This window comes from Nocardioides hungaricus (assembly GCF_054782915.1).
Genome location: NZ_BAAGRO010000016.1, coordinates 456,991 through 476,365, shown reverse-complemented (window position 1 = coordinate 476,365; position 19,375 = coordinate 456,991). Strand labels below are relative to the sequence as shown.

The following is a 19,375-nucleotide window of genomic DNA, read 5'->3' as shown; positions in this document are numbered from 1 at the left end:
CCTCAACCTATGTGAGCGGGAGGTACGGCGAGAGGTCGGCCCGCTCGCCGCTGGCGCGGACGCTCGCCGACTGCTCGGCGTCGGCCCAGGCCAGCTCGCCGGTCGCGAGCGCGATCCAGGTGGCGGCGTCCATCTCCACCACCGCCGGGGGCGTGCCGCGGGTGTGGCGGACGCCGGGGACGACCTGGACGGCGGCGTACGGCGGGACGCGGACCTCGACCGAGTGGCCGGGCGCGCGCCGCTCGAGGACGGCGAGGAAGTGCTTGGTGAGCAGCCGCAGGTCGCCGCTCGCGAGGGCGTCGGCGACCTCGTCGGGAGAGGCGATCCGGAGGCGGGCGGGCATCAGCTCTTCTCGTCCTTCTCCGCGCGCTCGGGGTAGGGCTGGATCAGGGTGAGGATCGAGTACGTCGCCCGGTCGTCGTCCTCCGGCCGGCTGGTGGCGCGCCAGCGGTCGATCACCTCGCCGAACTCCTGGGCGAGCTGCTGGGCCTCGTCCTTGGTGAGCCGCAGCGCCCACTCCGAGATCGAGTTCTCTCCCCGCCGGTTGCGGTCGCGGGCGAACGCCCGGTCCACGAGGTGGCGGCCCCACGTGACCGCGCTGCGGCGGAAGACCTCGTAGGCCGCCTCACCGCCCGGCTGGCTGACCATGTCCTCGGTGCGGAACGAGATGCCGTCGGCGTCGGCGAGCCGCCAGACCCGGTCGCGCCGGTCGCGGGCCTCGTCGGGCGCGTCCTCGACCAGGCCGTACTTGGCCAGCTGGCGCAGGTGGAAGCTGGCCTGGTTGGCGGGGACGTCGATCAGCCGCGCGATGTCGGCGGCCCGCAGCGGGCCGGCGGCGAAGAGCTCGGAGAGGATCCGGTTGCGGGTCGGGTGGGCGATCGCGCGGAGGATGCGCGGGTCGTCGTACGTCGCCATGAGATGAGCCTAGCGAAGCTCGCACGCACTATTGCGCAACACTAGTTGCGCAACTTAGGGTGCGGATATGCCGACGTACCGCTCCCTCGCCCGCAACCGCGACTTCACGGCCCTCTGGATCGGTCAGACGGTCTCGGAGATCGGCAGCCGGATGACGCTGTTCGTCTTCCCGCTGATCACCTACCTGCTCACCGGGTCGGCGCTGCTCGCGGCGGCGGCCGAGGCGGTGCACCTGCTCGGCCTGGCCGGCGCGCTGCTGCCCGCCGGCGTGCTGGCCGACCGGCGCGATCGGCGCCGGATCATGCGGATCGCCAGCGGCGCCGGCGTGCTGGCCTACGGCTCGCTCGCGGTCGCCGGGATCGCGGGGTCGCTGACCGTGCCCCACCTCCTCGTGGTCGCCCTGCTGACCGGCGTCGGCGCCGGCGTGTTCATGCCGGCCGAGATCTCGGCCGTGCGCACGGTCGTCTCCGCCGAGGAGCTGCCGACCGCGCTCAGCCAGAACCAGGCGCGGCTGCACGTCGCCGCGCTCGTCTCGGCGCCGCTGGGCGGCGTGCTGTTCGCGGTCACGAAGTGGCTGCCGTTCGCCTTCGACGCGGCGACGTTCGCCGTCTCCTGGCTGCTGCTCGGCCGGATCCGGACCGACCTCTCCCCCGCGCCGTACTCGGGCCCTCGGCGGCGCCCGGTCCGCGAGCTCGCCGAGGGCGTGAAGTTCGTGTGGGCGCGGCCGTTCCTCCGGGTGCTGATGGTGTACGGCGCACTGGCCAATCTGGCCGTGAACGCGCTGTTCTTCGCCGCGGTGCTGCGGCTGATCGAGGGCGGTTTCGACGCGTGGCAGATCGGCCTGGTCGAGGCGGTCGCCGGCCTCGCCGGGATCGTCGGCGCGGTGCTCGCGCCGTGGCTGATCGAGCGGGTCGCGACCGGCCGGCTCACCGTCGTGATCGCCTGGTCGTTCCTGCCGCTGGTCGTGCCGATGGCGCTGTGGAGCGAGCCGCTCGTCGTCGCGGCCGCGCTCGGTCTCGGGATGCTGCTCAACCCGGCCGGCAACGCGGGCATCTCGGCGTACCGGATCGCGGTCACGCCGCCCGAGCTGATCGGCCGGGTGCAGTCGACCGCGCAGTTCGCCTCGATCTCCGCGATGCCGTTCGCGCCGCTGCTCGCCGGCGCGCTGCTCTCGTCGATCGGCGGCCCGGCCACGATCCTCGCGCTCGGCGGCCTCATCGCGCTGGTCGCCTGCGTCCCGACCTTCTCCCGGTCGGTGCGCGCCGTGCCGAAGCCGGCGCAGTGGGAGCGCTACGAGCCGGCAGCGCTCGCGGCCTGAGCGAACCGGGTGGTGGCCGAGGCAACCAGCTCGCGCAGCTCGGGCGGGCTCTCGAGGGTGAAGTCGGCGTCGAGATGGGAGAGCACCAGCGCGGCCGCAATCACCGCCGTGGTCGGGCTGGTCGATGAACCGGTCGAGCTAGCGCCTGACCGCCCGCAGGATCGCGTCCTTCACCGCGTGGGTGACGCCGTCGCGGGTCTCGCTGCGCTCCCGGTCCTCGACCTCGACGTCGAAGAGCGCGGGGTCGACGGCCGGGCGCAGGTCCTCGCCGGTGAACAGCACGCCCGGCGCCGACCAGCGCAGGCCCGTGGCGGCGTCGTCCTGGTGGTGGCCGACGACGAGCAGGGTGCCGCCGGGCGCGACGGCCGCGGCCATCTGCCGGGTCGCCTCGAGCATGCCCTCGTCGAGCAGGTGCAGGAAGTGCGAGGTGACCAGGTCCCACTGCTCGCCGTCGGAGGTCCAGGTGCGCAGGTCCGCGTGCCGCCACTCGATCCGGTCCGCGACGCGGCGCTCCTCCGCGTGCCGGGCGGCGCGGGCGAGGCCGGTCTCGGCGAAGTCGATCGCGGTCACCTGCCAGCCGCGCTCGGCCAGCCAGATCGCGTCGCCGCCCTCGCCGCAGCCGAGGTCGAGCGCACGGCCCGGCGTCAGACCGGTGGCGTCCGCGGCGAGCACGGCGTTCGGCCGGCCGCTCCAGATCCGGCCGTCGCCGGCGTACCGCTCGTCCCAGGCGGGCTGCTCGAAGCTCTCGGGGGTCAGTTCGTGACTGTGGCTCATGCGTCCAGTGTGGGAGGGTCGTACGCCGATCGACAACGTCCGTTGCCGATCTGGCAAACGCCTCGCGCGACGGGCGAGCTCACCCAGGTCGGCCCGCGGCTCGCGGCGCTGCGCCAGCAGCGGGGCGCTCGCGGCGCTGCGCCAGCAGCGGGGCGCTGTGCGACCTCGCCGTTGAGTTGGGCCTTCCTCCCGAACTCTGGCCCAACTCAGCGGCGAACGAGGCCCATCTCGACGAAGCGCTAGATCCCGTCGAGGATCGCCAGGATCCGAGCCCACGCGTTCGACTCCGGGTCGATGACGGTGAAGTGGTCGCCGTCGACCACGACGAGCTCCGCGTCGCCGGCGGCGACGTAGGCCCGCGACTGGCCGATCGGGACGATGTCGTCGTCGCGGCCGTGCACGCACCAGACGGGTACGTCGAGCGGCAGCATGCGGATCGGGTCGACATTGTCGTCCGCGGGGCCGGGCGGGTGTCCGAGGAAGCGCTCGACGGCGCCGCCGCCAAGGTTCTCCTCATACGCCGCCCGCAGGTCCAGCACGCCGGCCTGGCTGATCACGTGGGTGAGCCCGCCGCCGGCCGCGGCCCAGGTCGCGAGGTGGCCGCCGGCCGAGTGGCCGATGCCGGCGACGGTGTCCGCGGCCACCGGCAGCGCGTCGATCGCGGCCCGGACGTCGGCGAGCGTGTCGGCGGCGCCCGTGCCGCGGCGGTACTCGATCGCCCACGTCGCCCAGCCTTTGGCCACCAAGCTGGGGACGAGGGGCTGGGCGTACTCGATGCCGTACTGCGGCCTCCAGAACCCGCCGTGCACCAGCACCGCGACCCCGCGCGGGTCACCCTCGGGGAGGGTCAGCTCGGCGTACTGATCCGGGTGGTCGCCGTACGTGTGGCGGCCGCCGCTCACAGGCATCTCCTCGGGTCCCTCGTCTCGCGCGCACGCCGCGACCACGGCAGCGGCAGCGGGCAGTACGAGGAGCGTACGGCGTCGCACGGTGGTGATTCGGTGCGACGAGACCGCCAGATGGGTCCCGCCAACCCCACCGGTCAGGCATCTCCTGACGTTGTCAGGGGTTGCAACGGCTGACAACGTCAGGGATCCCCGGTCAGCCGGGGATCCCGACACTCCTCAACCCAGCGCACCCGGAAGCGTGGCGGCCCACGCCTCGCGGAGCTCGGGGAGCGGGATCTCGAACTGGCCGTCGACCGACAGCACGTCGCCCCCGGTCACGCCGAGGGGCGTGAGAGCGACGCCGTGCCGCTCCGCCAGCGAGACCAGGCGCTCCGCGTCGCCGTCGGGGACGGTGACGAGCACGCGGGCCGTGGATTCGCTGAACAACGCCACGAACGGGTCGCCCGGCACCGACACCGAGACCCCGACGCCGTGGCGGAGCGTGGTCTCGACCAGCGCCTGCGCCAGGCCGCCGTCGGAGAGGTCGTGCGCGGAGGTGACCAGTCCGACCGCCTCGCGCAGCAGCTCGGCGAGCGACCGCTCGGCCGCGAGGTCGACGCGAGGCGGCAGCCCGCCGAGGTGGCCGTGCACGACGTGCGCCCACTCCGAGCCGGACAGCTCCTCGCGGGTCTCGCCGAGCAGGAGGACGCGCTCGCCGGCGGACGACCAGGCCGACGGCGTACGGCGGGTGACGTCCTCGATCACGCCCAGCACCGCGACCACCGGCGTCGGCAGGATGGCGGTCTCGCCGGTCTGGTTGTAGAGGCTGACGTTGCCGCCGGTGACCGGGATGCCCAGCTCGGCGCAGCCGTCCTTGAGCCCGCGGCAGGCCTCGGCGAACTGCCACATCACCGCCGGGTCCTCCGGCGAGCCGAAGTTGAGGCAGTCGGAGATCGCCAGCGGGGTAGCGCCGCCGGTCGCGACGTTGCGGTAGGACTCGGCGAGGGCGAGCTGCGCGCCGGCGTACGGATCCAGCAACGCATACCGCCCGTTGCAGTCGGTCGACACCGCGACGCCGAGGTTGGTCTCCTCGTCGACCCGGACCATGCCGCTGTCGCTCGGCTGGGCGAGCACGGTGTTGCCACGGACGTAGCGGTCGTACTGGTCGGTGATCCACGACTTGTCGCAGAGGTTCGGGCTCGCCGCCAGCCGCAGCACCGTGGACCGGAGGTCGGACCCCGACGACGGGCGCGGCAGCGACTCGGCCGCGTCGGCCTGGAGGTCGTCCTGCCAGTCCGGTCGGGCGAAGGGGCGATGGTAGGTCGGGCCGTCGTGCGCCACCGACCGCGGGGGTACGTCGACGACGCGCTCGCCGTGCCAGTCGATCTCGAGCCGGCCGCTGTCGGTGACCTCGCCGATCACGACCGCCTCGACGTCCCACTTCGCGCAGATCGCCAGGAACGCGTCGACGTCGCCGGGCTCGACGACCGCCATCATCCGCTCCTGCGACTCGCTCATCAGGATCTCCTCGGGAGCCAGCGTGGAGTCGCGCAGCGGCACCCGGTCGAGCTCGACGTGCATGCCGCCGTCGCCGGCGGACGCCAGCTCGGAGGTGGCGCAGGAGAGGCCGGCGCCGCCGAGGTCCTGGATGCCGGCGACCAGGCCGGCGGCGAAGATCTCGAGGGTGCACTCGATGAGGAGCTTCTCCATGAACGGGTCGCCGACCTGCACGCTGGGCCGCTTCGCCGGGCCGCTGGGCCCGTCCGAACCGGCGTCGAAGGTCTCCGACGCCAGCACCGAGACACCGCCGATGCCGTCGCCACCGGTGCGGGCGCCGTACAGGATCACCCGGTTGCCGGCGCCGGACGCCTTCGCGAGGTGCAGGTCCTCGTGCCGCAGGACGCCGACGCAGAGCGCGTTGACGAGCGGGTTGCCGAGGTAGGTCTCGTCGAAGACCGCCTCGCCGCCGATGTTGGGCAGGCCCAGGCAGTTGCCGTAGCCGCCGACGCCCGCCACGATCCCGGGCAGCACCCGGTGGGTGTCGTCGGCGTCGAGCGGCCCGAACCGCAGCGGGTCCATGACCGCGACCGGCCGAGCGCCCATCGCGAGGATGTCGCGGACGATGCCGCCGACGCCGGTCGCGGCGCCCTGGTAGGGCTCGACGTACGACGGGTGGTTGTGGCTCTCGACCTTGAAGGTGACCGCGTAGCCCTGGCCGATGTCGATCACGCCGGCGTTCTCGCCGATGCCGGCCAGCATCTTGCCGACCGGGGTCTCCTGGCTCAGCTCGGAGAACTGCCTGAGGTGCACCTTGGAGCTCTTGTAGGAGCAGTGCTCGCTCCACATGACCGAGTACATCGCCAGCTCGCTCGACGTGGGCCGGCGGCCGAGGATCTCGCGGATCCGCTGGTACTCGTCGGCCTTGAGGCCGAGGTCGGCCCACGGCTGCTCTCGGGTGGGGTCCTCGGCGGCGAGGGCGACGGTGTCGAGCACGGCAGCAATCTACCGGCGCGGCACCGGCGTCACTTCAGCAGCCCGTCGGCGACGACCTCGATCAACGGACGTACGGCGCCCGGCTCGAGGTCGCCCTGGTCGGCCACCGTGGCGACGCCGCCGATGAGCCGGCAGACCTGGATCGGCTCGACGTCCTCGCGCAGCGCGCCGTCCTCGCGGAGCCGGTCGAGGACCCGCCCGTTGGCGTCGGCGAGCACCTGGCACTTGGTCCGGATCGGGGAGTCGGGGTCGCCCATCGCGGAGGTGAGCTTGGCCGGGCCGCCCTTGTGCTGGGAGATCAGCGCGACGTACTCCTGGAACCAGTTCACGAGCAGGTCGCGGTCGGAGCCCTCGTGGGCGAGCGCCTTGTCGGCGGTCTCGGTCACCCGGTCGACCCAGGACTGCATGATCGCGTCGAGCAGGTTCTCCCGCTTCGGGAAGTGCCGGTAGAGCGTGCCCGGCCCGACGCCGGCGCGCTTGGCGACCTCGTCCAGCGAGGCGTCGTACCCCTGCTCGCGGAACACCTCGCGCGCGACCTCGACGATGCGGTCGTAGTTGCGCCTCGCATCGGCACGCACCGGATGTTCACCTCGCACGGGGTTGCTAAACGGAGATAGTCTCCGTATTGTTCTGGATGGAAGCGGAGTCATCCTCCGGATCTACTGTACCTCGGCCCACCAGGCCAGAACAGGACCACCACCCATGTCGTCTCGCACCACTCTCCCCACCGAGCTCCCCGCGGACGCGGGCCGCGCGGCCACCGGCATCGCGATCGTCCTGGTCGCCCAGCTGATGATCGTGCTCGACGCGACGGTCGTGAACGTCGCCCTGCCCCGCATCGACGCCGACCTGGGCTTCGGCCCGGCGTCGCTGTCGTGGGTCCTCAACGCCTACACGCTCGCCTTCGGCGGGCTGCTCCTGCTCGGCGGTCGCCTCGGCGACGTCTTCGGGCGCCTCAAGGTCTTCGAGGCGGGCCTGGCCGTCTTCACCCTGGGCTCCGCCCTCGGCGGCCTCGCCCAGACCCCCGGCCAGCTCGTCGCCGCGCGCACCTTCCAGGGCGTCGGCGCCGCGCTCGCCGCCCCCAGCGTCCTCGCGCTGCTCACCACGAGCGCACCCGACGAGGCGGCCCGCAACCGGGCGCTCGCCCTCTTCGGCGCCGTCTCGTCCGGTGGCGCGTCGATCGGCCTGATCCTCGGCGGTCTGCTGACCGACGTCGGCTCGTGGCGCTGGACGCTGTTCATCAACGTCCCGATCGGGCTCGCCGTCATCGTGCTCGCGCCCCGCTTCGTCTCGGAGACCCCGCGACGCCCGGGTCGCTTCGACGTCGTCGGCGCGCTGGCCGCCACCGGCGGTGCGGTCGCCCTGGTCTGGACCCTCATCGGTACGCCGGAGCACGGCTGGGCCTCGGCCCGGACCCTGACCGGGCTCGTCGTCGGCATCGCCCTGCTCGGGCTGCTGGCCCGCACCGAGGTGCGTCACCCGCACCCGCTGGTGCAGCCGCGCCTGGTGCGGAACCGCAACCGGGTCGGCGCACTCGCCGCGATGGCTCTGCTGATGGGCGCGAACCTGTCGATGTTCTTCCTGGTCGTGCAGTACGTCCAGGGCGTGCTCGGCTTCGGCCCGCTGCTGGCCGGGGTCGCGTTCCTGCCGTTCAGCCTGGGCATCTTCGCCACCTCGCGCGTCGCGCCGGCGCTGCTGGGCCGCTTCGGTCCGCGCCGGATGATGCTCGTGGGCAGCGCGACGCTCGCGGTCGCCTACGCCTGGCTCAGCACCATCGGCACCGGCGACACCTACCTCGCCGCCGTACTCGGCCCGATGACGTTGGCGGGCATCGCCTCGGCGCTGATCTTCATGCCGGTCACCGTGACGGTGCTCTCGGGCGTCGAGCCCGAGCACGCCGGGTCGGCCTCGGGCCTGCTGCAGACCACCCAGCAGCTCGGCGGCGCGGTCGGCGTGGCCGTGATCGTGTCGGTCTACGCCGCCGGCGCGGAGCCCGGGCAGCTGGTCCCGGGCATGAGCGCCGCCTTCCTCACCTCGGCGACGTTCGCAGCACTCGCGCTGCTCGTCACCGGACTGGTCATCAGGTCTCCCCGCCCAGCCCCCACGCTGGACGAGGCCTCGAGTGCGGTGGCGGCCGAGGCCGCCTGACCCGGTCCCGGGGCCGAGTCGGCGCAGTCTCAGCTGAGACTGCGCCGACTCGGCGTCAGACGGCGACGGGCGCGGGCGTCCAGGCGTAGCCGTCCCACCACCAGTGGCCGTCGGTGCTCACCAACGGGACACCCGCGACCGGGTCGGCGTGGAAGTGGGGCACCAGGCCCAGGAAGGGCTGGACGCTCCAGTCGTCGTTCTCGCTCATGATCGTCTCCCCCACTGCGATCGGTAGGGAGCCAGCTTGCTCCCGATCGGCACCGCCGGGGCGGAGTTGAGGAAACCTTGCGGCGTACGCCGAATTACACGGCTGTAGTTATTGCGGATGCCTGTTACTCGTGTGATTTCTGAGGTTACAGTGACTCGGCCCGGGCACGTCCCCGCCCCGACACACTGGAGTCCGCATGCTTCGCCGCACCCTCGCCGCCCTCGTCGGCGGCGTCGTCGCTGCCGTGGGCCTCGCGGCGCTCTCTCCCTCCCCCGGCACCTCCTCCGCCGGCGTACGCCTGGCTGCGGCCGCCACCGGCAACGTCGTCACGCCGGGCGACTTCACCGGCTACGGCTTCGACCAGTGCGTGGCGCCCGAGCAGCGGAAGATGGACGCCTGGCTGCAGAGCTCGCCGTTCCTCGCGGTCGGCATCTACATCTCCGGCGACTCCCGGGGGTGCCGGGAGCAGCCCAACCTGACCCCCACCTGGATCCGCAAGCAGTTGGCCCGCGGCTGGCGGCTGCTGCCGATCACCCTCGGCCCGCAGGCCTCGTGCCAGCCGCGGTACCCGCGCTACGGCGACGACGAGACGATCATCCCCAAGCCCGGCAAAAGCAAGCGCTACCCGAAGGCCCGCCAGCAGGGCAGCGCCGAGGCCGCCAAGACCGTGGCCGCGGCGTCCGCACTCGGCATCGTCGCGGGCAGCACGCTCTGGTACGACCTCGAGGGCTTCGACCTGCGCAACACGCGCTGCCGCGAGTCCGCGCTGGCGTTCCTCAGCGCCTGGACGACGCAGATCCGCTCGCTCGGCTACGTCTCCGGGGTCTACTCCAGCGCCGGCTCCGGGATCAAGATGCTCGACGACGCCCGCTACAACCGGCGCCAGGGCGTGACCCTCCCCGACATGATCTGGGTCGCCCGCTGGGACGGCCGGGCGAACGTCGAGACCGAGGCGGCGTACCTGCGCTCCGACGGCTGGCGCGGCGCGCGAGTGAAGCAGTACCAGGGCGGCCACGACGAGACCTGGGGCGGCGTCACCATCAACATCGACCGCAACTACCTCGACGTCGGGCGCGGCTCGTTCGCCGACCCCGAGACGCACTGCGGCGGGGTGAAGATCGGGTACGGCGTCTACCCGGCGCTCGCGCCCGCGACCGCCGGGGCCGTAGCGCCGCGCGCCAAGGTGAAGGCGCTGCAGTGCCTGCTCCAGGAGCGCGGCCTCTACTCCGGCGCGATCGACGGCACCTACGGCAAGCGCACGATCGCGGCCGCCAACGCCTACCAGGAGTCCCGCGGACTCCCCGTCTCCGAGAGGTGGACCAGGCGGCACTGGGTCTCGCTGCTCACCGCCGGCGCGCGGCCGGTGCTGAAGTTCGGCTCCGCCGGCCCGGAGGTACGCCGCGTGCAGCGCGCGCTGAACGCGGTGACCGACCGCGCCACCCCCCTCAGGGCCACCGGCGTCTTCAACGTGGTCACCGGTGACGCCCTCCGAGCGTGGCAGCGCAGGGTCGGGCTCCCGGCGAGCGGGGTCGTGGGCACCGACGACTGGAAGGCGCTGGCCGCCGGCAGGCTGCGGAAGTGAGGTAGTCCCTGACGGTTCGGCCGGTGGAACACGGCGTGTCGCCGACCAAACGTCAGGGACTATCCCAGCAATCAGCCGGCGGGCGGGCCGACCAGCAGGGCGACACCGGTGAGGACGGCGACCGCGACCAGGCCGGCGAGGACACCGCGGAGCGGGTTGCGGATCAGCCAGGCGGCGAGCCGCTCGACCACACCGGCCGGCTCGGTGGCCCGCAGCCGCCAGGTGTCGCCGAGGATGCCCCGGCGCTCGGCGTACCGGTCGAAGAGGACGGTGCAGAACGGCGGGATCGAGGCGAGCAGGCCGACCAGCAGCCGGCCCGTCGACCAGCGCTGGTCGACGGCGACCAGGATCGTGGTCAGCACATAGGCGATGAACACCACGCCGTGTGCCATGCCGAAGACGCGGACGCCGAGGTCGGTCGTCTCGGTGACGTACTTGAGGAACATGCCGATGAGCAGCAGGGCCCAGGTCACCGCCTCGGCGATCGCGACGCGGCGGAAGAGATGCAACGGAGTCATGCGAAGGAGCTCTCCAGGAGGCTGGTGAAGAAGCCGAGGCCGTCGGTGCCGGCGCCGGTCAGGGGCTCGACCGCGTGCTCGGGGTGCGGCATCAGGCCGACCACGTTGCCGCGGTCGTTGGCGATGCCGGCGATGTCGCGCAGCGAGCCGTTCGGGTTGCCCTCGAGGTAGCGGGCGACCACGCGCCCCTCGCCCTCGAGCCGGTCGAGCGTGGCCTCGTCGGCGACGAACCCGCCCTCGCCGTTCTTGAGGACGATGGTGACCTCGGCGCCCTCGTCGTACGCCGATGTCCAGGGTGTCGAGGTGTTCTCGATGCGCAGCCGCTGGTCGCGGCAGACGAACCTGCGGTGGTCGTTGCGGATCAGCGCGCCCGGCAGCAGGTGGGACTCGCAGAGGATCTGGAAGCCGTTGCAGATGCCGAGGACCGGCATCCCCTTGTTCGCCGCCTCGATCACCTCGGCCATGACCGGGGAGAAGCGGGAGATCGCGCCGCAGCGCAGGTAGTCGCCGTAGGAGAAGCCGCCGGGCAGGATCACGGCGTCGACTCCGCGCAGGTCGTGGTCGCCGTGCCAGAGCGGGACCGCCTCGTGGCCGCCGATGACGACCGCGCGCTGCGCGTCGACGTCGTCCAGCGAGCCCGGGAAGGTGACGACCCCGACCTTCACGCCGTCTGCTCCACCCGGACCGTGTAGCTCTCGATGACCGGGTTGGAGAGCAGCGTCTCGGCCATCTGCTCGACCTCGGCGAGTACGGCGCCGGTGACCTCGCCCTCGACGGTCAGCTCGAAGCGCTTCCCCTGGCGGACGTCGGTGACGCCCGAGAACCCCAGCCGCGGCAGGGCTCCGTGCACCGCCTTGCCCTGGGGGTCGAGGATCTCCGGCTTGGGCATGACGTCGACGACTACGCGAGGCACGTGGCTCAGTGTAGGAGCCTGCGGCAGACTGGAGGGCATGAGCCTGCCCACAGGATTCCCGGGGACCAACCCGCTGCGCCTGGAGTTCCCCCAATCGCTGGCCGTGTACGACGACTACGCGGCCGCCCAGAAGTCGGTCGACTTCCTCTCCGACAACAAGTTCCCCGTCGAGCACCTGATGATCGTCGGCACCGACCTCAAGCGGGTCGAGCGGATCACCGGGCGGCTCAACGCCGGCCGGGTCGCCGTCGGCGGCGTACTGTCCGGCCTCTGGCTGGGGCTGTTCGTCGGCCTGATCTTCTCCTTCTTCGTCGACGAGAACGTCCTCGCGATGATCGTCTCGACGATGGTGCTCGGCGCGGTCTTCGGCGTCGTGTGGGCGCTGCTCGGCTACGCCCTCACCCGCGGCCAGCGCGACTTCTCCTCGGTCACCCAGGTCGTGGCAACGCGCTACGAGGTGCTGGTCGAGCACAAGGTCGCCGGCCAGGCCCGCGAGCTGCTCGCGCAGCTGCCCGGCGCGCTGCCGGACCCGTTCGCCTGAGTCGGCGGCGGGTTCGAGGGCGGCGCGGGCCGGGTAGCGGTGGCGATCACTGCCGGCGGGACCTCGGTGGGGCAGCCGGGAGATCCGCGAACCCGATCCGCTCGGAACGAGCGATGGTGTTGAAGGCGGTGACCGCCGGCGGCGTGAACGAGTAGCTGTCCGATGGTCTCACCAGAACCACTTCGTCGCCGAGGATGGCGCCGGTGTCCGGATCGACGAGGAGGAGCTGCTGGCTGTAGCCGTCGATCGCCGGTGCGCTGAGGACCAGCGCTTCGCGGTCCAGCCGGTCGTGGGTGGTGCCGAGCAGGGTGATGCCGGGCTCGCCGGCCAGCACCTCCAAGATGGCTGAGAGCAGCCGGGGTGGGAGGACGTAGGAGCTGGTGAGCGCGGTGACCTGGCCCAGGAGCGCACCGCCGGCGGTCTCTCTCAGGGTGGTGGGGTCGAAGCCGTCGAGGAGCGCGTCTCGGAGTGCCGTGGGCTCGGTGGGCAGGCTCTCGGCGTAGTCGGCACCCGGGTCGGGACTTGCGAAGGACTCGTCTGTCAGTGACGGACCTCCGGTCTCGATCGGAGTCGTGATGCGACCGTCCTGGTCGAGCGGCTCCCCCCTCCGCTCGATGCTCCGGAACGTGTCATCGGGCAGGAAGTAGCTCGCGCGCTGCACCGACCGCAGGACGGACCGAACCGGACCGCCTCCGATCTCGATGGCCGACTCGGAGAGCCAGGAGTCGACCACCACCTGCTGGACCGGCTGGGCGGCGTCGTAAGGAAGCCTCAGTGCCGTGGCGGCGAGCTCGCGCAGCGTGTCGCCCGCCGGTTCGCCGGAGGCCGGCAGCGACCCGGGCTGGACTCCGCTGAGTCTGAGAAGCGGGGGCGTGCCGGCTTCGGCGACGTACCCACGTCCTCCGGGCTGGACCACGACGACGAACACCGCCACCAGCACCGAGACTGTGGCCAGGACGGGCAGCGCGATCCGCCAGGTCCTTCGGCTGGAAGCGGCAGAGGTGAGGCGTCGAAGGAGGGGCGGCTTGCGTCGGGGCAGCGCCAGGATGCGCGTCAGCTCCAGCGCCACGCGGGCGTCGTCGCCCGGGAGAGGCGAGGCGTCCTGGACACGGATCCCGTGGGCGATCAGCTCTTGACGGAACCGCTCGTCGTCCTCGTCGACGTCAGTGCGTCTCGTCACCATCCACCTCCTGTCGCCAGAGTCGTCGGGCTTTCGCCTTCACCCGCTGGATCCGCGCGGACACCGCGGAGGGCTTGACGCCGAGGATCGGAGCGATCTCGGCGGGCTTGTACCCGTTGGCGTGGAGGCCAAGCAGTTGTCGCTCTTCGGCTCGCAGGTCGTTGGTCCATTCCGGCCAGTCGGGTTCGGCGATCTCCTCGGCAACGTCCGGCATCTCTGGTTGCAGCGCACGATCGGCGACAAGGGCGTGCTCTCGTCTGCGTTGGGCCAGCTCACCACGAAGGTGGTGGCTGATATGTCCACGCAGGATCGCGAAGGCGAGCCTGCGCAGCCGGTAGAACGAGTGGTCGTCCGTGGGTGCGGGCTCTGCGCGGCTCCAGATGTCCTCGAGTGTCCTCGAGGCCAGGTCCTCTGCGACCGACGGGTCGTGGAACTGCCGCACGTAGCGAACGAGTTGCGGGTAGACGGTCAGGAAGAACTCCTCGAACTCCTCTTGCCCCAAGATGTACCTCCCCTCCGCCAGGCCCAGAGTAGGCCGGGCGGAGGGATCGCTAGGAGCGCATGGTTGTCATGGGCGATCGCGGACTCGGTGAGGACGAGGACGCCGATGCGGCGACGCTTCCAGCCCATCGCGGAGCGAAGACCGAGTTCGCGCCGCCGCTGGTAGACGGCCATCATCAAGGTGTTGGCGACGGTGATCATGCCGACCAGGCCCATGAAGCCACCGAGGGCCGCGCCGATGCGGCGCAGGTCGGACCCGACCTTGCCGAGCAGGATCTTCCCATCGGGCGGTGTCACGTCCTCCAGCGTCAGCTCGCGATAGGGGTCGAGTCCGGCGACCATGTTGTCGCCGACCGCGCCCGCCGATCCCGGGCGCACATGGGCGATGACTCGAACGTTCTCTCCGGCGCCGCCCAGGGTGGCGACAGCAGTCCTGCGCGAGATCAGGACACCGGAGGACGCGTAGCCGAAGGCGTCGTCGTTGGCGACGACTCCCACCACCTGGAACGAGATGTCGCGGACCAGCACCTGGGTGTCGTCGAGATCCTCGCCTGTGGTGAGGCCGAGGTATCGCGCGAGACTCTCGCCGATCCAGGCGACGGCGACCAGCACCGGGCGACTGCTTCGCGCCGTGCCGTCCGCCCCCGAAACGGTCTCCGCGCCGGACCAGATGGAGAACTCACCCGCGTCAAGCACCGGCTCCAACGCGCACCTCCAGCGTGCGCGCTGTCCGGCCCTGCCACACGGTGACCCAGGTGCGACCTTCCCCGTCGGTCACGATCGCGCCTTCGGGCACCGCCACCACACCAGCACGTGAGCCTTCCGCGACGGCCGTCGTCGGTGGCGGTAGGTCAGGGATCGCGCGCTGGGCTCGCGCCTGCTCCGGAGTCGTCGCCGTCGCCAGCAGCACCGCCAGCAGCACCAACGAGACCGCCACGCCACCGAGCACGACTACCGCGAACCGGCGCCCCTGCCACGCACTGTCCGACCTGTTCAGGGCACGTATCCGATCGCCACGATCTCGCGTGCGAACTGCTCCAGCAACTCGCGATTCCGCTCGATCATCGCCGGCCGCTCGGCTTCCAACAGCTCCTGGGTGCGCCCGAAGTACGCCCTCCCGCACCTCGCGTAGAGCCTCGGCATCCGGCGCTCGCGCTCGCGAGTTGTCACCTTGCCACCGGCGTACGCCTTGTCCAACTGCGCGAGGAACGTCGGGGCCGGATCCGTGCTCGATACCACGATCCCGGTGCCCTTCGTGCCCTCGCGCAGACACTGCGCGAAAGGCCCCTTCAACGCCACCACGCTCGGATCCTGCTCCACCGTCGCGACCACGTCATCCCACGGCGCGCGCAGATCCACCCAGTCGTTGCGGGAGGGCACCTTCTCAAAGAGGTTGCCCTTCGACTTGGCATCACAGCCCGGCCGGAAGCCCGGCGGCGCCGGAAGATTGCCTTTCCGATCCACCCTGGGATTCTTCTCGGTGAAACCCTTGGCCCGGATCAGGTCCAGGTCGGGGAAGACGTCCTGATCGTAACGCTCCCACGTCCGGTCGATCGACAACCGCAACGTGGACCCACACGCGGCGAAGATGAAGTCGGTGACGAAGTTGTTGACCCGCATCATCCGCCGCACACTCGCTCCCGGAGCAGGGAACGCAGCGGCTGCGACATCGTCCAGCACCTGCGGGTCGACGTCGCCACCGACCCTCGACGACTGGCTCTGTCCCGCAGACGGCTCACCCTGTTCGCTGCCGGGTCCGCCGCCGGTGTCGGACGTGCACCCCGACACCAGCAGCGACCCGGCCACCAAGCCCGACAGGAGCAGCCTCGACATCCCGCTCACCCGAGCGGGATCAACCATGCCTGGCATCCGGTGTCCTCCGGCCCCTGGTCGCCGGGCCCAGTGCCACAGCATCACCCTTATCTGCCAACTGGCGATCGAAATCGAACGGTGGCGGCCCGAAGACTTCTGGTGCGCACGCCCGGAGGTGCGACAGGGTCGGGTCGCATCTCCCGTCTCTCACCCCGCGCATGATGCGGTCGAGGCGCGAGGAGCGAGGAGCGGCGAGCCCGCTCCGGTGGTGGTTTCGAGACAGGCGCCAGCGCGCCTTCCTCAACCACCGTGCCGGGCTCACGGCTGCGCCGCTCAGCTCAGCTCACGCTTGAGGATCTTGCCGGTCGAGGTCATCGGGAGGGCGTCGACGAACTCGACGATGCGCGGGTACTTGTAGGCCGCCATCTGCTCCCGGCCCCAGGCGACCAGCTCGTCCTCGGTGATCTCGGCGCCGGGGTTCCGGATCACGACGGCCTTGATCTCCTCACCGTGGCTCTCGTGCGGGACCCCGATGACCGCGGCCAGCGAGACCGCCTCGTGCGACATCAGGACCTCCTCGATCTCGCGCGGGTACACGTTGTAGCCACCGCGGATGATCATGTCCTTGGACCGGTCGACGATGTAGTACCAGCCGTCCTCGTCGCGACGGCCCAGGTCGCCGGAGCGGAACCAGCCGTCGCGGATCGCCTCGGCGGTCGCGTCCGGGCGGCCGTAGTAGCCCTTCATCACGTTGTGGCCCCGGATCGCGATCTCGCCGATCGAGCCGGCGCCCGCGACGTCGTTCCAACCGCCACTGGCGGGGTCGATCAGCCTCATCTCGACGCCCGGGATCGGCGTGCCGATGGAGCCGACCCGCACCGGCTCGCCGAGCCGCGAGAACGACGCCACCGGCGAGGTCTCGCTCAGGCCGTAGCCCTCGAGGATCGTGACACCGAACCTCCGCTCGAACTCCTTGTGCACCTCGACCGGCAGCGCCGAACCGCCGGCGACCGCGATCCGCAGGCTGTCCGCCAGGGCCGAGATGTCGGTGCCGTCCGCGAGCGCGCCGAGCAGTCCCCAGTACATCGTCGGTACGCCGGCGAAGAACGTGATGCCCTCCTCGAGCATCAGCCGCAGCGCCTCGTGCGCCTCGAAGCGCGGCTGGAGGACCACGGTGCCGGCGTACGCAAATGCGCCGTTCTGGCAGACCGTCTGGCCGAAGGAGTGGAAGAGCGGCAGCACGCAGAGGTAGGTGTCCGGACGGTCGGCGCTCGCGCCGAAGAGCGCCTCGCCGGCGAGGGCGTTGTCGCGCATGTTGCGGTGCCGCAGCTCGGCGCCCTTGGGCTGCCCGGTGGTGCCGGAGGTGTAGAGGATGACCGCGGTGTCGTCCTCGTCGGTGGCGACCGACTCGAAGGTGCCCGGCTGCCCGGCCATCGCCTGCGCCATCGTCTCGACGCCCTCGATCGGCGAGGCGTCGCCGAGACCGGCGGTGATCACGAAGAAGTGCTCGCACCCCTCGGCGTCCCGGAACCCGGCGTACCCCGCCTCGCCCATCGGCAGCTCCGGCGTGCCCTGGAAGCAGAAGTACGCCTTCGCGTCGGAGTCGCCGAGGTGGTAGGCGACCTCGCGGCCCTTGAGCAGCACGTTGAGCGGGACGACGGTCGCGCCGGCCTTGAGGATGCCGAAGTAGACGACGGTGAAGTACGGCAGGTTCGGGCAGGTGAGCGCCACCTTGTCGCCGGGCCGGATGCCGCGCGCGACCAGCAGGTGGGCGACCATGTTGGCGAACGAGTCGACCTCGGCGTACGAGAGCCGGGTGCTCTCCCCGTCAGGACGGGCGAGCACGACCGCGGCCCGGTCGGGACAGCGCGCCGCACTGTCCTCGAGGAGGCTGGCCAGGTTGTACGTCGTCATGGCGCCAATCTAGCGGCGGCGTGGCGGAGACTGCGCCGCGACGACTACCAACGCTCTCCGGTGAGCCGCTCGAACGCCTCGAGGTAGCGGGCGCGGGTGCGCTCGACCACCTCGGACGGCAGCGGCGGCGGGGGCTCTCCGGACGAGCGGTCCCAGCCGGACTCCGGCGAGAGCGCCCAGTTGCGCACGATCTGCTTGTCGTAGGAGGGCTGCGTCTGCCCCGGCGTCCACTCCTCGGCCGGCCAGAAGCGGGACGAGTCGGGGGTGAGGACCTCGTCGGCCAGCACGGTGGTGCCGTCGGGGCGGGCGCCGAACTCGAGCTTGGTGTCGGCCAGGATGATGCCGCGCTCGCGGGCGATCGACTCGGCCCGGCCGTAGACGGTGAGCGTGATCTCCCGCAGCTCCGCGGCGCGCTCGGCGCCGACGGTCGAGACGACGACGGCGTACGAGACGTTCTCGTCGTGCTCGCCGAGCTCGGCCTTGGTGGCCGGGGTGAAGAGCGGCTCGGGCAGGCGGCTGCCGTCCTCGAGGCCGGCGGGCAGCGCAATGCCGCAGACCTCCCCGGTCGCGCGGTAGTCGAGCAGGCCGGAGCCGGTGAGGTAGCCGCGCGCGACGCACTCGACCGGGTACATCGCGAGCCGCTCGCAGCGCACCGCGCGACCTCGTACGGCGTCGGGCACGTCGGTCGAGATCACGTGGTGGGGCACCAGGTCGGCGAGTCGCTCGAACCACCAGAGCGACATCCGGGTCAGGATCGCGCCCTTGTCCGGGATGGTCGTGTCGAGCACGAAGTCGAAGATCGAGATCCGGTCGCTGGCGACCATGAGCAGGTCGCCGTTCGGCAGCTCGTACAGGTCGCGCACCTTGCCCGAGTGCAGATGGGTGGCGCCGTCGATCGCGGGCGCGGTCGGGAGGTTCACATCGGCCACGAGGCAACTCTAGGGGTGGTGGTTTCGAGACGGTTGCTGCGCAACCTCCTCAACCACCGGGGCCGCCGCCGGGGGCCCGCGGTGCGCGGGCACGTCGGCGTTTGGCACAGTGAGGCCCATGCCGGAGTCTGCTGACGAGCTGTACGCCCGCGTGACCGCCGCCGCCGGGGAGGGCGGGCGCCTGCCCGCTCCCGGCATGAGCGCATGGGACGTCTTCCCGTGGGAGGTCGCCGACGGCGCCGTCGTACCGAAGGTGCTCGGGGCACCCGGCGAGGAGGAGCCCCGGGAGGGCGAGGCCGGCCGGTCCTGCTTCGCCTGCGACGGGTTCCCGCCGGAGCGGATCGTGTGGGAGGACGAGCGCTGGGTGCTGCTCGCCGAGGCGGAGCCGACCGGCCTCCCGCTGGTGCTGGTGCTGTGGACCCGCGAGCACCTCGACGTCGGCGACTTCGACGACGAGCACGCCGGCGAGCTCGGCCGGATCGCCAACCGGCTGGTGCGGATCGTCGAGGCGATGCCCGGCATCGGCCGCTGCCACGTCAACCGTTGGGGCGACGGCTCGGCGCACTCCCACGTCTGGTTCTTCGCGCGCCCGCAGGGCTTCTCCCAGATCAGGGGCTCCTACGCCGTCGAGTGGGACGACATCCTCCCGCCGGTCCCCGAGGACGTCCGTCGCGCCGACCTGCACACGGTCGCGACCAAGCTCGCCAACTGGGGCGGGCACGCCCGCGCCTGACGGCGCGCC

At 71.7% G+C, this 19,375-nt stretch carries 23 protein-coding genes; 5 read left to right on the top strand and 18 right to left on the bottom strand.

All coding sequences use genetic code 11. From position 1 onward, the window contains the following. Positions 1-7: 7 nt before the first annotated feature. A complete protein-coding gene (locus tag ACYVKX_RS07305) occupies positions 8-343 on the bottom strand; it encodes a sterol carrier family protein (RefSeq protein WP_460830081.1) in 336 nt (111 codons plus the stop codon). After that, on the bottom strand, positions 343-915 hold the full coding sequence (locus ACYVKX_RS07300; RefSeq protein WP_460830080.1) for an ArsR/SmtB family transcription factor: 573 nt from the start codon (positions 913-915) through the stop codon (positions 343-345). The genes ACYVKX_RS07305 and ACYVKX_RS07300 overlap by 1 nt, the downstream gene beginning before the upstream one ends. Before the next feature lie 67 nt (positions 916-982). Here ACYVKX_RS07300 and ACYVKX_RS07295 point away from each other — a divergent pair, with 67 nt between their 5' ends. Further along, positions 983-2,233, top strand: a complete 1,251-nt coding sequence (locus ACYVKX_RS07295; protein ID WP_460830079.1) for an MFS transporter — start codon at positions 983-985, stop codon at positions 2,231-2,233. On the opposite strand, the gene ACYVKX_RS07290 is transcribed toward ACYVKX_RS07295, so the two are convergent. The 5 genes from ACYVKX_RS07290 to ACYVKX_RS07270 form a co-directional block, all read right to left on the bottom strand. After that, positions 2,206-2,337 (bottom strand): hypothetical protein, encoded by a 132-nt coding sequence (locus ACYVKX_RS07290; protein WP_460830078.1) that lies wholly within the window; start codon positions 2,335-2,337, stop codon positions 2,206-2,208. The genes ACYVKX_RS07295 and ACYVKX_RS07290 overlap by 28 nt on opposite strands. Positions 2,338-2,371: 34 nt before the next feature. Next, positions 2,372-3,007: a class I SAM-dependent methyltransferase gene (locus tag ACYVKX_RS07285; protein WP_460830077.1), complete on the bottom strand. Its 636-nt coding sequence runs from the start codon at positions 3,005-3,007 to the stop codon at positions 2,372-2,374. 239 nt (positions 3,008-3,246) lie between these two features. Then, positions 3,247-3,909, bottom strand: a complete 663-nt coding sequence (locus ACYVKX_RS07280) for an alpha/beta hydrolase family protein (protein WP_460830076.1) — start codon at positions 3,907-3,909, stop codon at positions 3,247-3,249. A gap of 222 nt (positions 3,910-4,131) precedes the next feature. Continuing rightward, positions 4,132-6,387 carry a phosphoribosylformylglycinamidine synthase subunit PurL gene (gene purL / locus ACYVKX_RS07275; RefSeq protein WP_460830075.1) on the bottom strand — a complete coding sequence of 752 codons (2,256 nt, stop codon included), beginning with the start codon at positions 6,385-6,387 and terminating at the stop codon, positions 4,132-4,134. A gap of 29 nt (positions 6,388-6,416) precedes the next feature. Further along, the gene (locus tag ACYVKX_RS07270) at positions 6,417-6,965 is read right to left on the bottom strand and encodes a TetR/AcrR family transcriptional regulator (RefSeq protein ID WP_460830074.1); all 549 of its coding nucleotides are present in this window, start codon (positions 6,963-6,965) and stop codon (positions 6,417-6,419) included. Between the two features lie 124 nt (positions 6,966-7,089). Here ACYVKX_RS07270 and ACYVKX_RS07265 point away from each other — a divergent pair, with 124 nt between their 5' ends. Beyond that, the gene (locus ACYVKX_RS07265; RefSeq protein ID WP_460830073.1) at positions 7,090-8,535 is read left to right on the top strand and encodes an MFS transporter; all 1,446 of its coding nucleotides are present in this window, start codon (positions 7,090-7,092) and stop codon (positions 8,533-8,535) included. Positions 8,536-8,590: 55 nt separating this feature from the next. Here ACYVKX_RS07265 and ACYVKX_RS07260 read toward each other — a convergent pair whose 3' ends face one another. Then, positions 8,591-8,743, bottom strand: coding sequence for a hypothetical protein (locus tag ACYVKX_RS07260; RefSeq protein ID WP_460830072.1), 153 nt, complete (start codon positions 8,741-8,743; stop codon positions 8,591-8,593). A gap of 196 nt (positions 8,744-8,939) precedes the next feature. Here ACYVKX_RS07260 and ACYVKX_RS07255 point away from each other — a divergent pair, with 196 nt between their 5' ends. Next, positions 8,940-10,325, top strand: coding sequence for a glycoside hydrolase domain-containing protein (locus ACYVKX_RS07255; protein ID WP_460830071.1), 1,386 nt, complete (start codon positions 8,940-8,942; stop codon positions 10,323-10,325). A gap of 71 nt (positions 10,326-10,396) precedes the next feature. Here the strand turns inward: ACYVKX_RS07255 and ACYVKX_RS07250 are convergent, their stop codons facing one another. From ACYVKX_RS07250 to purS, 3 genes are read right to left on the bottom strand one after another with little or no spacing between them, the layout of a single operon-like run. After that, positions 10,397-10,843 carry a DUF3817 domain-containing protein gene (locus ACYVKX_RS07250; protein WP_460830070.1) on the bottom strand — a complete coding sequence of 149 codons (447 nt, stop codon included), beginning with the start codon at positions 10,841-10,843 and terminating at the stop codon, positions 10,397-10,399. Next, positions 10,840-11,508, bottom strand: a complete 669-nt coding sequence (gene purQ, locus ACYVKX_RS07245; RefSeq protein ID WP_460830069.1) for a phosphoribosylformylglycinamidine synthase subunit PurQ — start codon at positions 11,506-11,508, stop codon at positions 10,840-10,842. The genes ACYVKX_RS07250 and purQ overlap by 4 nt, the downstream gene beginning before the upstream one ends. Then, positions 11,505-11,756, bottom strand: coding sequence for a phosphoribosylformylglycinamidine synthase subunit PurS (purS, locus tag ACYVKX_RS07240; protein ID WP_460830068.1), 252 nt, complete (start codon positions 11,754-11,756; stop codon positions 11,505-11,507). Before purS ends, purQ begins: the two co-directional genes overlap by 4 nt. Positions 11,757-11,793: 37 nt before the next feature. On the opposite strand from purS, the gene ACYVKX_RS07235 reads away from it, so the two are divergent. After that, on the top strand, positions 11,794-12,297 hold the full coding sequence (locus ACYVKX_RS07235) for a YflT domain-containing protein (RefSeq protein ID WP_460830067.1): 504 nt from the start codon (positions 11,794-11,796) through the stop codon (positions 12,295-12,297). A gap of 46 nt (positions 12,298-12,343) precedes the next feature. Here the strand turns inward: ACYVKX_RS07235 and ACYVKX_RS07230 are convergent, their stop codons facing one another. From ACYVKX_RS07230 to ACYVKX_RS07200, 7 genes are all read right to left on the bottom strand, one after another. Next, positions 12,344-13,477 (bottom strand): CU044_5270 family protein, encoded by a 1,134-nt coding sequence (locus tag ACYVKX_RS07230; protein ID WP_460830066.1) that lies wholly within the window; start codon positions 13,475-13,477, stop codon positions 12,344-12,346. Continuing rightward, a complete protein-coding gene (locus ACYVKX_RS07225; protein ID WP_460830065.1) occupies positions 13,461-13,919 on the bottom strand; it encodes a sigma-70 family RNA polymerase sigma factor in 459 nt (152 codons plus the stop codon). The genes ACYVKX_RS07230 and ACYVKX_RS07225 overlap by 17 nt, the downstream gene beginning before the upstream one ends. 26 nt (positions 13,920-13,945) lie before the next feature. Continuing rightward, entirely contained in the window at positions 13,946-14,590 is a 645-nt protein-coding gene (locus ACYVKX_RS07220) for an ABC transporter permease (protein WP_460830064.1), read from the bottom strand. A gap of 76 nt (positions 14,591-14,666) precedes the next feature. Further along, positions 14,667-14,927, bottom strand: a complete 261-nt coding sequence (locus ACYVKX_RS07215) for a hypothetical protein (RefSeq protein WP_460830063.1) — start codon at positions 14,925-14,927, stop codon at positions 14,667-14,669. A gap of 44 nt (positions 14,928-14,971) precedes the next feature. Further along, entirely contained in the window at positions 14,972-15,811 is an 840-nt protein-coding gene (locus tag ACYVKX_RS07210) for a hypothetical protein (RefSeq protein WP_460830062.1), read from the bottom strand. Between the two features lie 312 nt (positions 15,812-16,123). Continuing rightward, complete coding sequence (locus ACYVKX_RS07205; protein WP_460830061.1) at positions 16,124-17,704, bottom strand: long-chain-fatty-acid--CoA ligase; 1,581 nt, start codon at positions 17,702-17,704, stop codon at positions 16,124-16,126. A 44-nt stretch (positions 17,705-17,748) separates the two neighbouring features. Next, a complete protein-coding gene (locus tag ACYVKX_RS07200) occupies positions 17,749-18,633 on the bottom strand; it encodes a phosphoribosylaminoimidazolesuccinocarboxamide synthase (protein ID WP_460830060.1) in 885 nt (294 codons plus the stop codon). A gap of 118 nt (positions 18,634-18,751) precedes the next feature. Between ACYVKX_RS07200 and ACYVKX_RS07195 the strand changes: the two genes are divergently transcribed. Continuing rightward, a complete protein-coding gene (locus ACYVKX_RS07195; protein WP_460830059.1) occupies positions 18,752-19,366 on the top strand; it encodes a hypothetical protein in 615 nt (204 codons plus the stop codon). Positions 19,367-19,375 lie beyond the last annotated feature (9 nt).

Coding starts and splice junctions, on each gene's coding strand:
- ACYVKX_RS07235 (WP_460830067.1), top strand. CDS start 11,794: ATGAGCCTGCCCACAGGATTCCCGGGGACCAACCCGCTGCGCCTGGAG.
- ACYVKX_RS07260 (WP_460830072.1), bottom strand. CDS start 8,743: ATGAGCGAGAACGACGACTGGAGCGTCCAGCCCTTCCTGGGCCTGGTG.
- ACYVKX_RS07305 (WP_460830081.1), bottom strand. CDS start 343: ATGCCCGCCCGCCTCCGGATCGCCTCTCCCGACGAGGTCGCCGACGCC.
- ACYVKX_RS07255 (WP_460830071.1), top strand. CDS start 8,940: ATGCTTCGCCGCACCCTCGCCGCCCTCGTCGGCGGCGTCGTCGCTGCC.
- ACYVKX_RS07210 (WP_460830062.1), bottom strand. CDS start 15,811: ATGTCGAGGCTGCTCCTGTCGGGCTTGGTGGCCGGGTCGCTGCTGGTG.
- ACYVKX_RS07250 (WP_460830070.1), bottom strand. CDS start 10,843: ATGACTCCGTTGCATCTCTTCCGCCGCGTCGCGATCGCCGAGGCGGTG.
- ACYVKX_RS07300 (WP_460830080.1), bottom strand. CDS start 915: ATGGCGACGTACGACGACCCGCGCATCCTCCGCGCGATCGCCCACCCG.
- ACYVKX_RS07195 (WP_460830059.1), top strand. CDS start 18,752: ATGCCGGAGTCTGCTGACGAGCTGTACGCCCGCGTGACCGCCGCCGCC.
- ACYVKX_RS07265 (WP_460830073.1), top strand. CDS start 7,090: ATGTCGTCTCGCACCACTCTCCCCACCGAGCTCCCCGCGGACGCGGGC.
- ACYVKX_RS07285 (WP_460830077.1), bottom strand. CDS start 3,007: ATGAGCCACAGTCACGAACTGACCCCCGAGAGCTTCGAGCAGCCCGCC.
- ACYVKX_RS07205 (WP_460830061.1), bottom strand. CDS start 17,704: ATGACGACGTACAACCTGGCCAGCCTCCTCGAGGACAGTGCGGCGCGC.
- ACYVKX_RS07295 (WP_460830079.1), top strand. CDS start 983: ATGCCGACGTACCGCTCCCTCGCCCGCAACCGCGACTTCACGGCCCTC.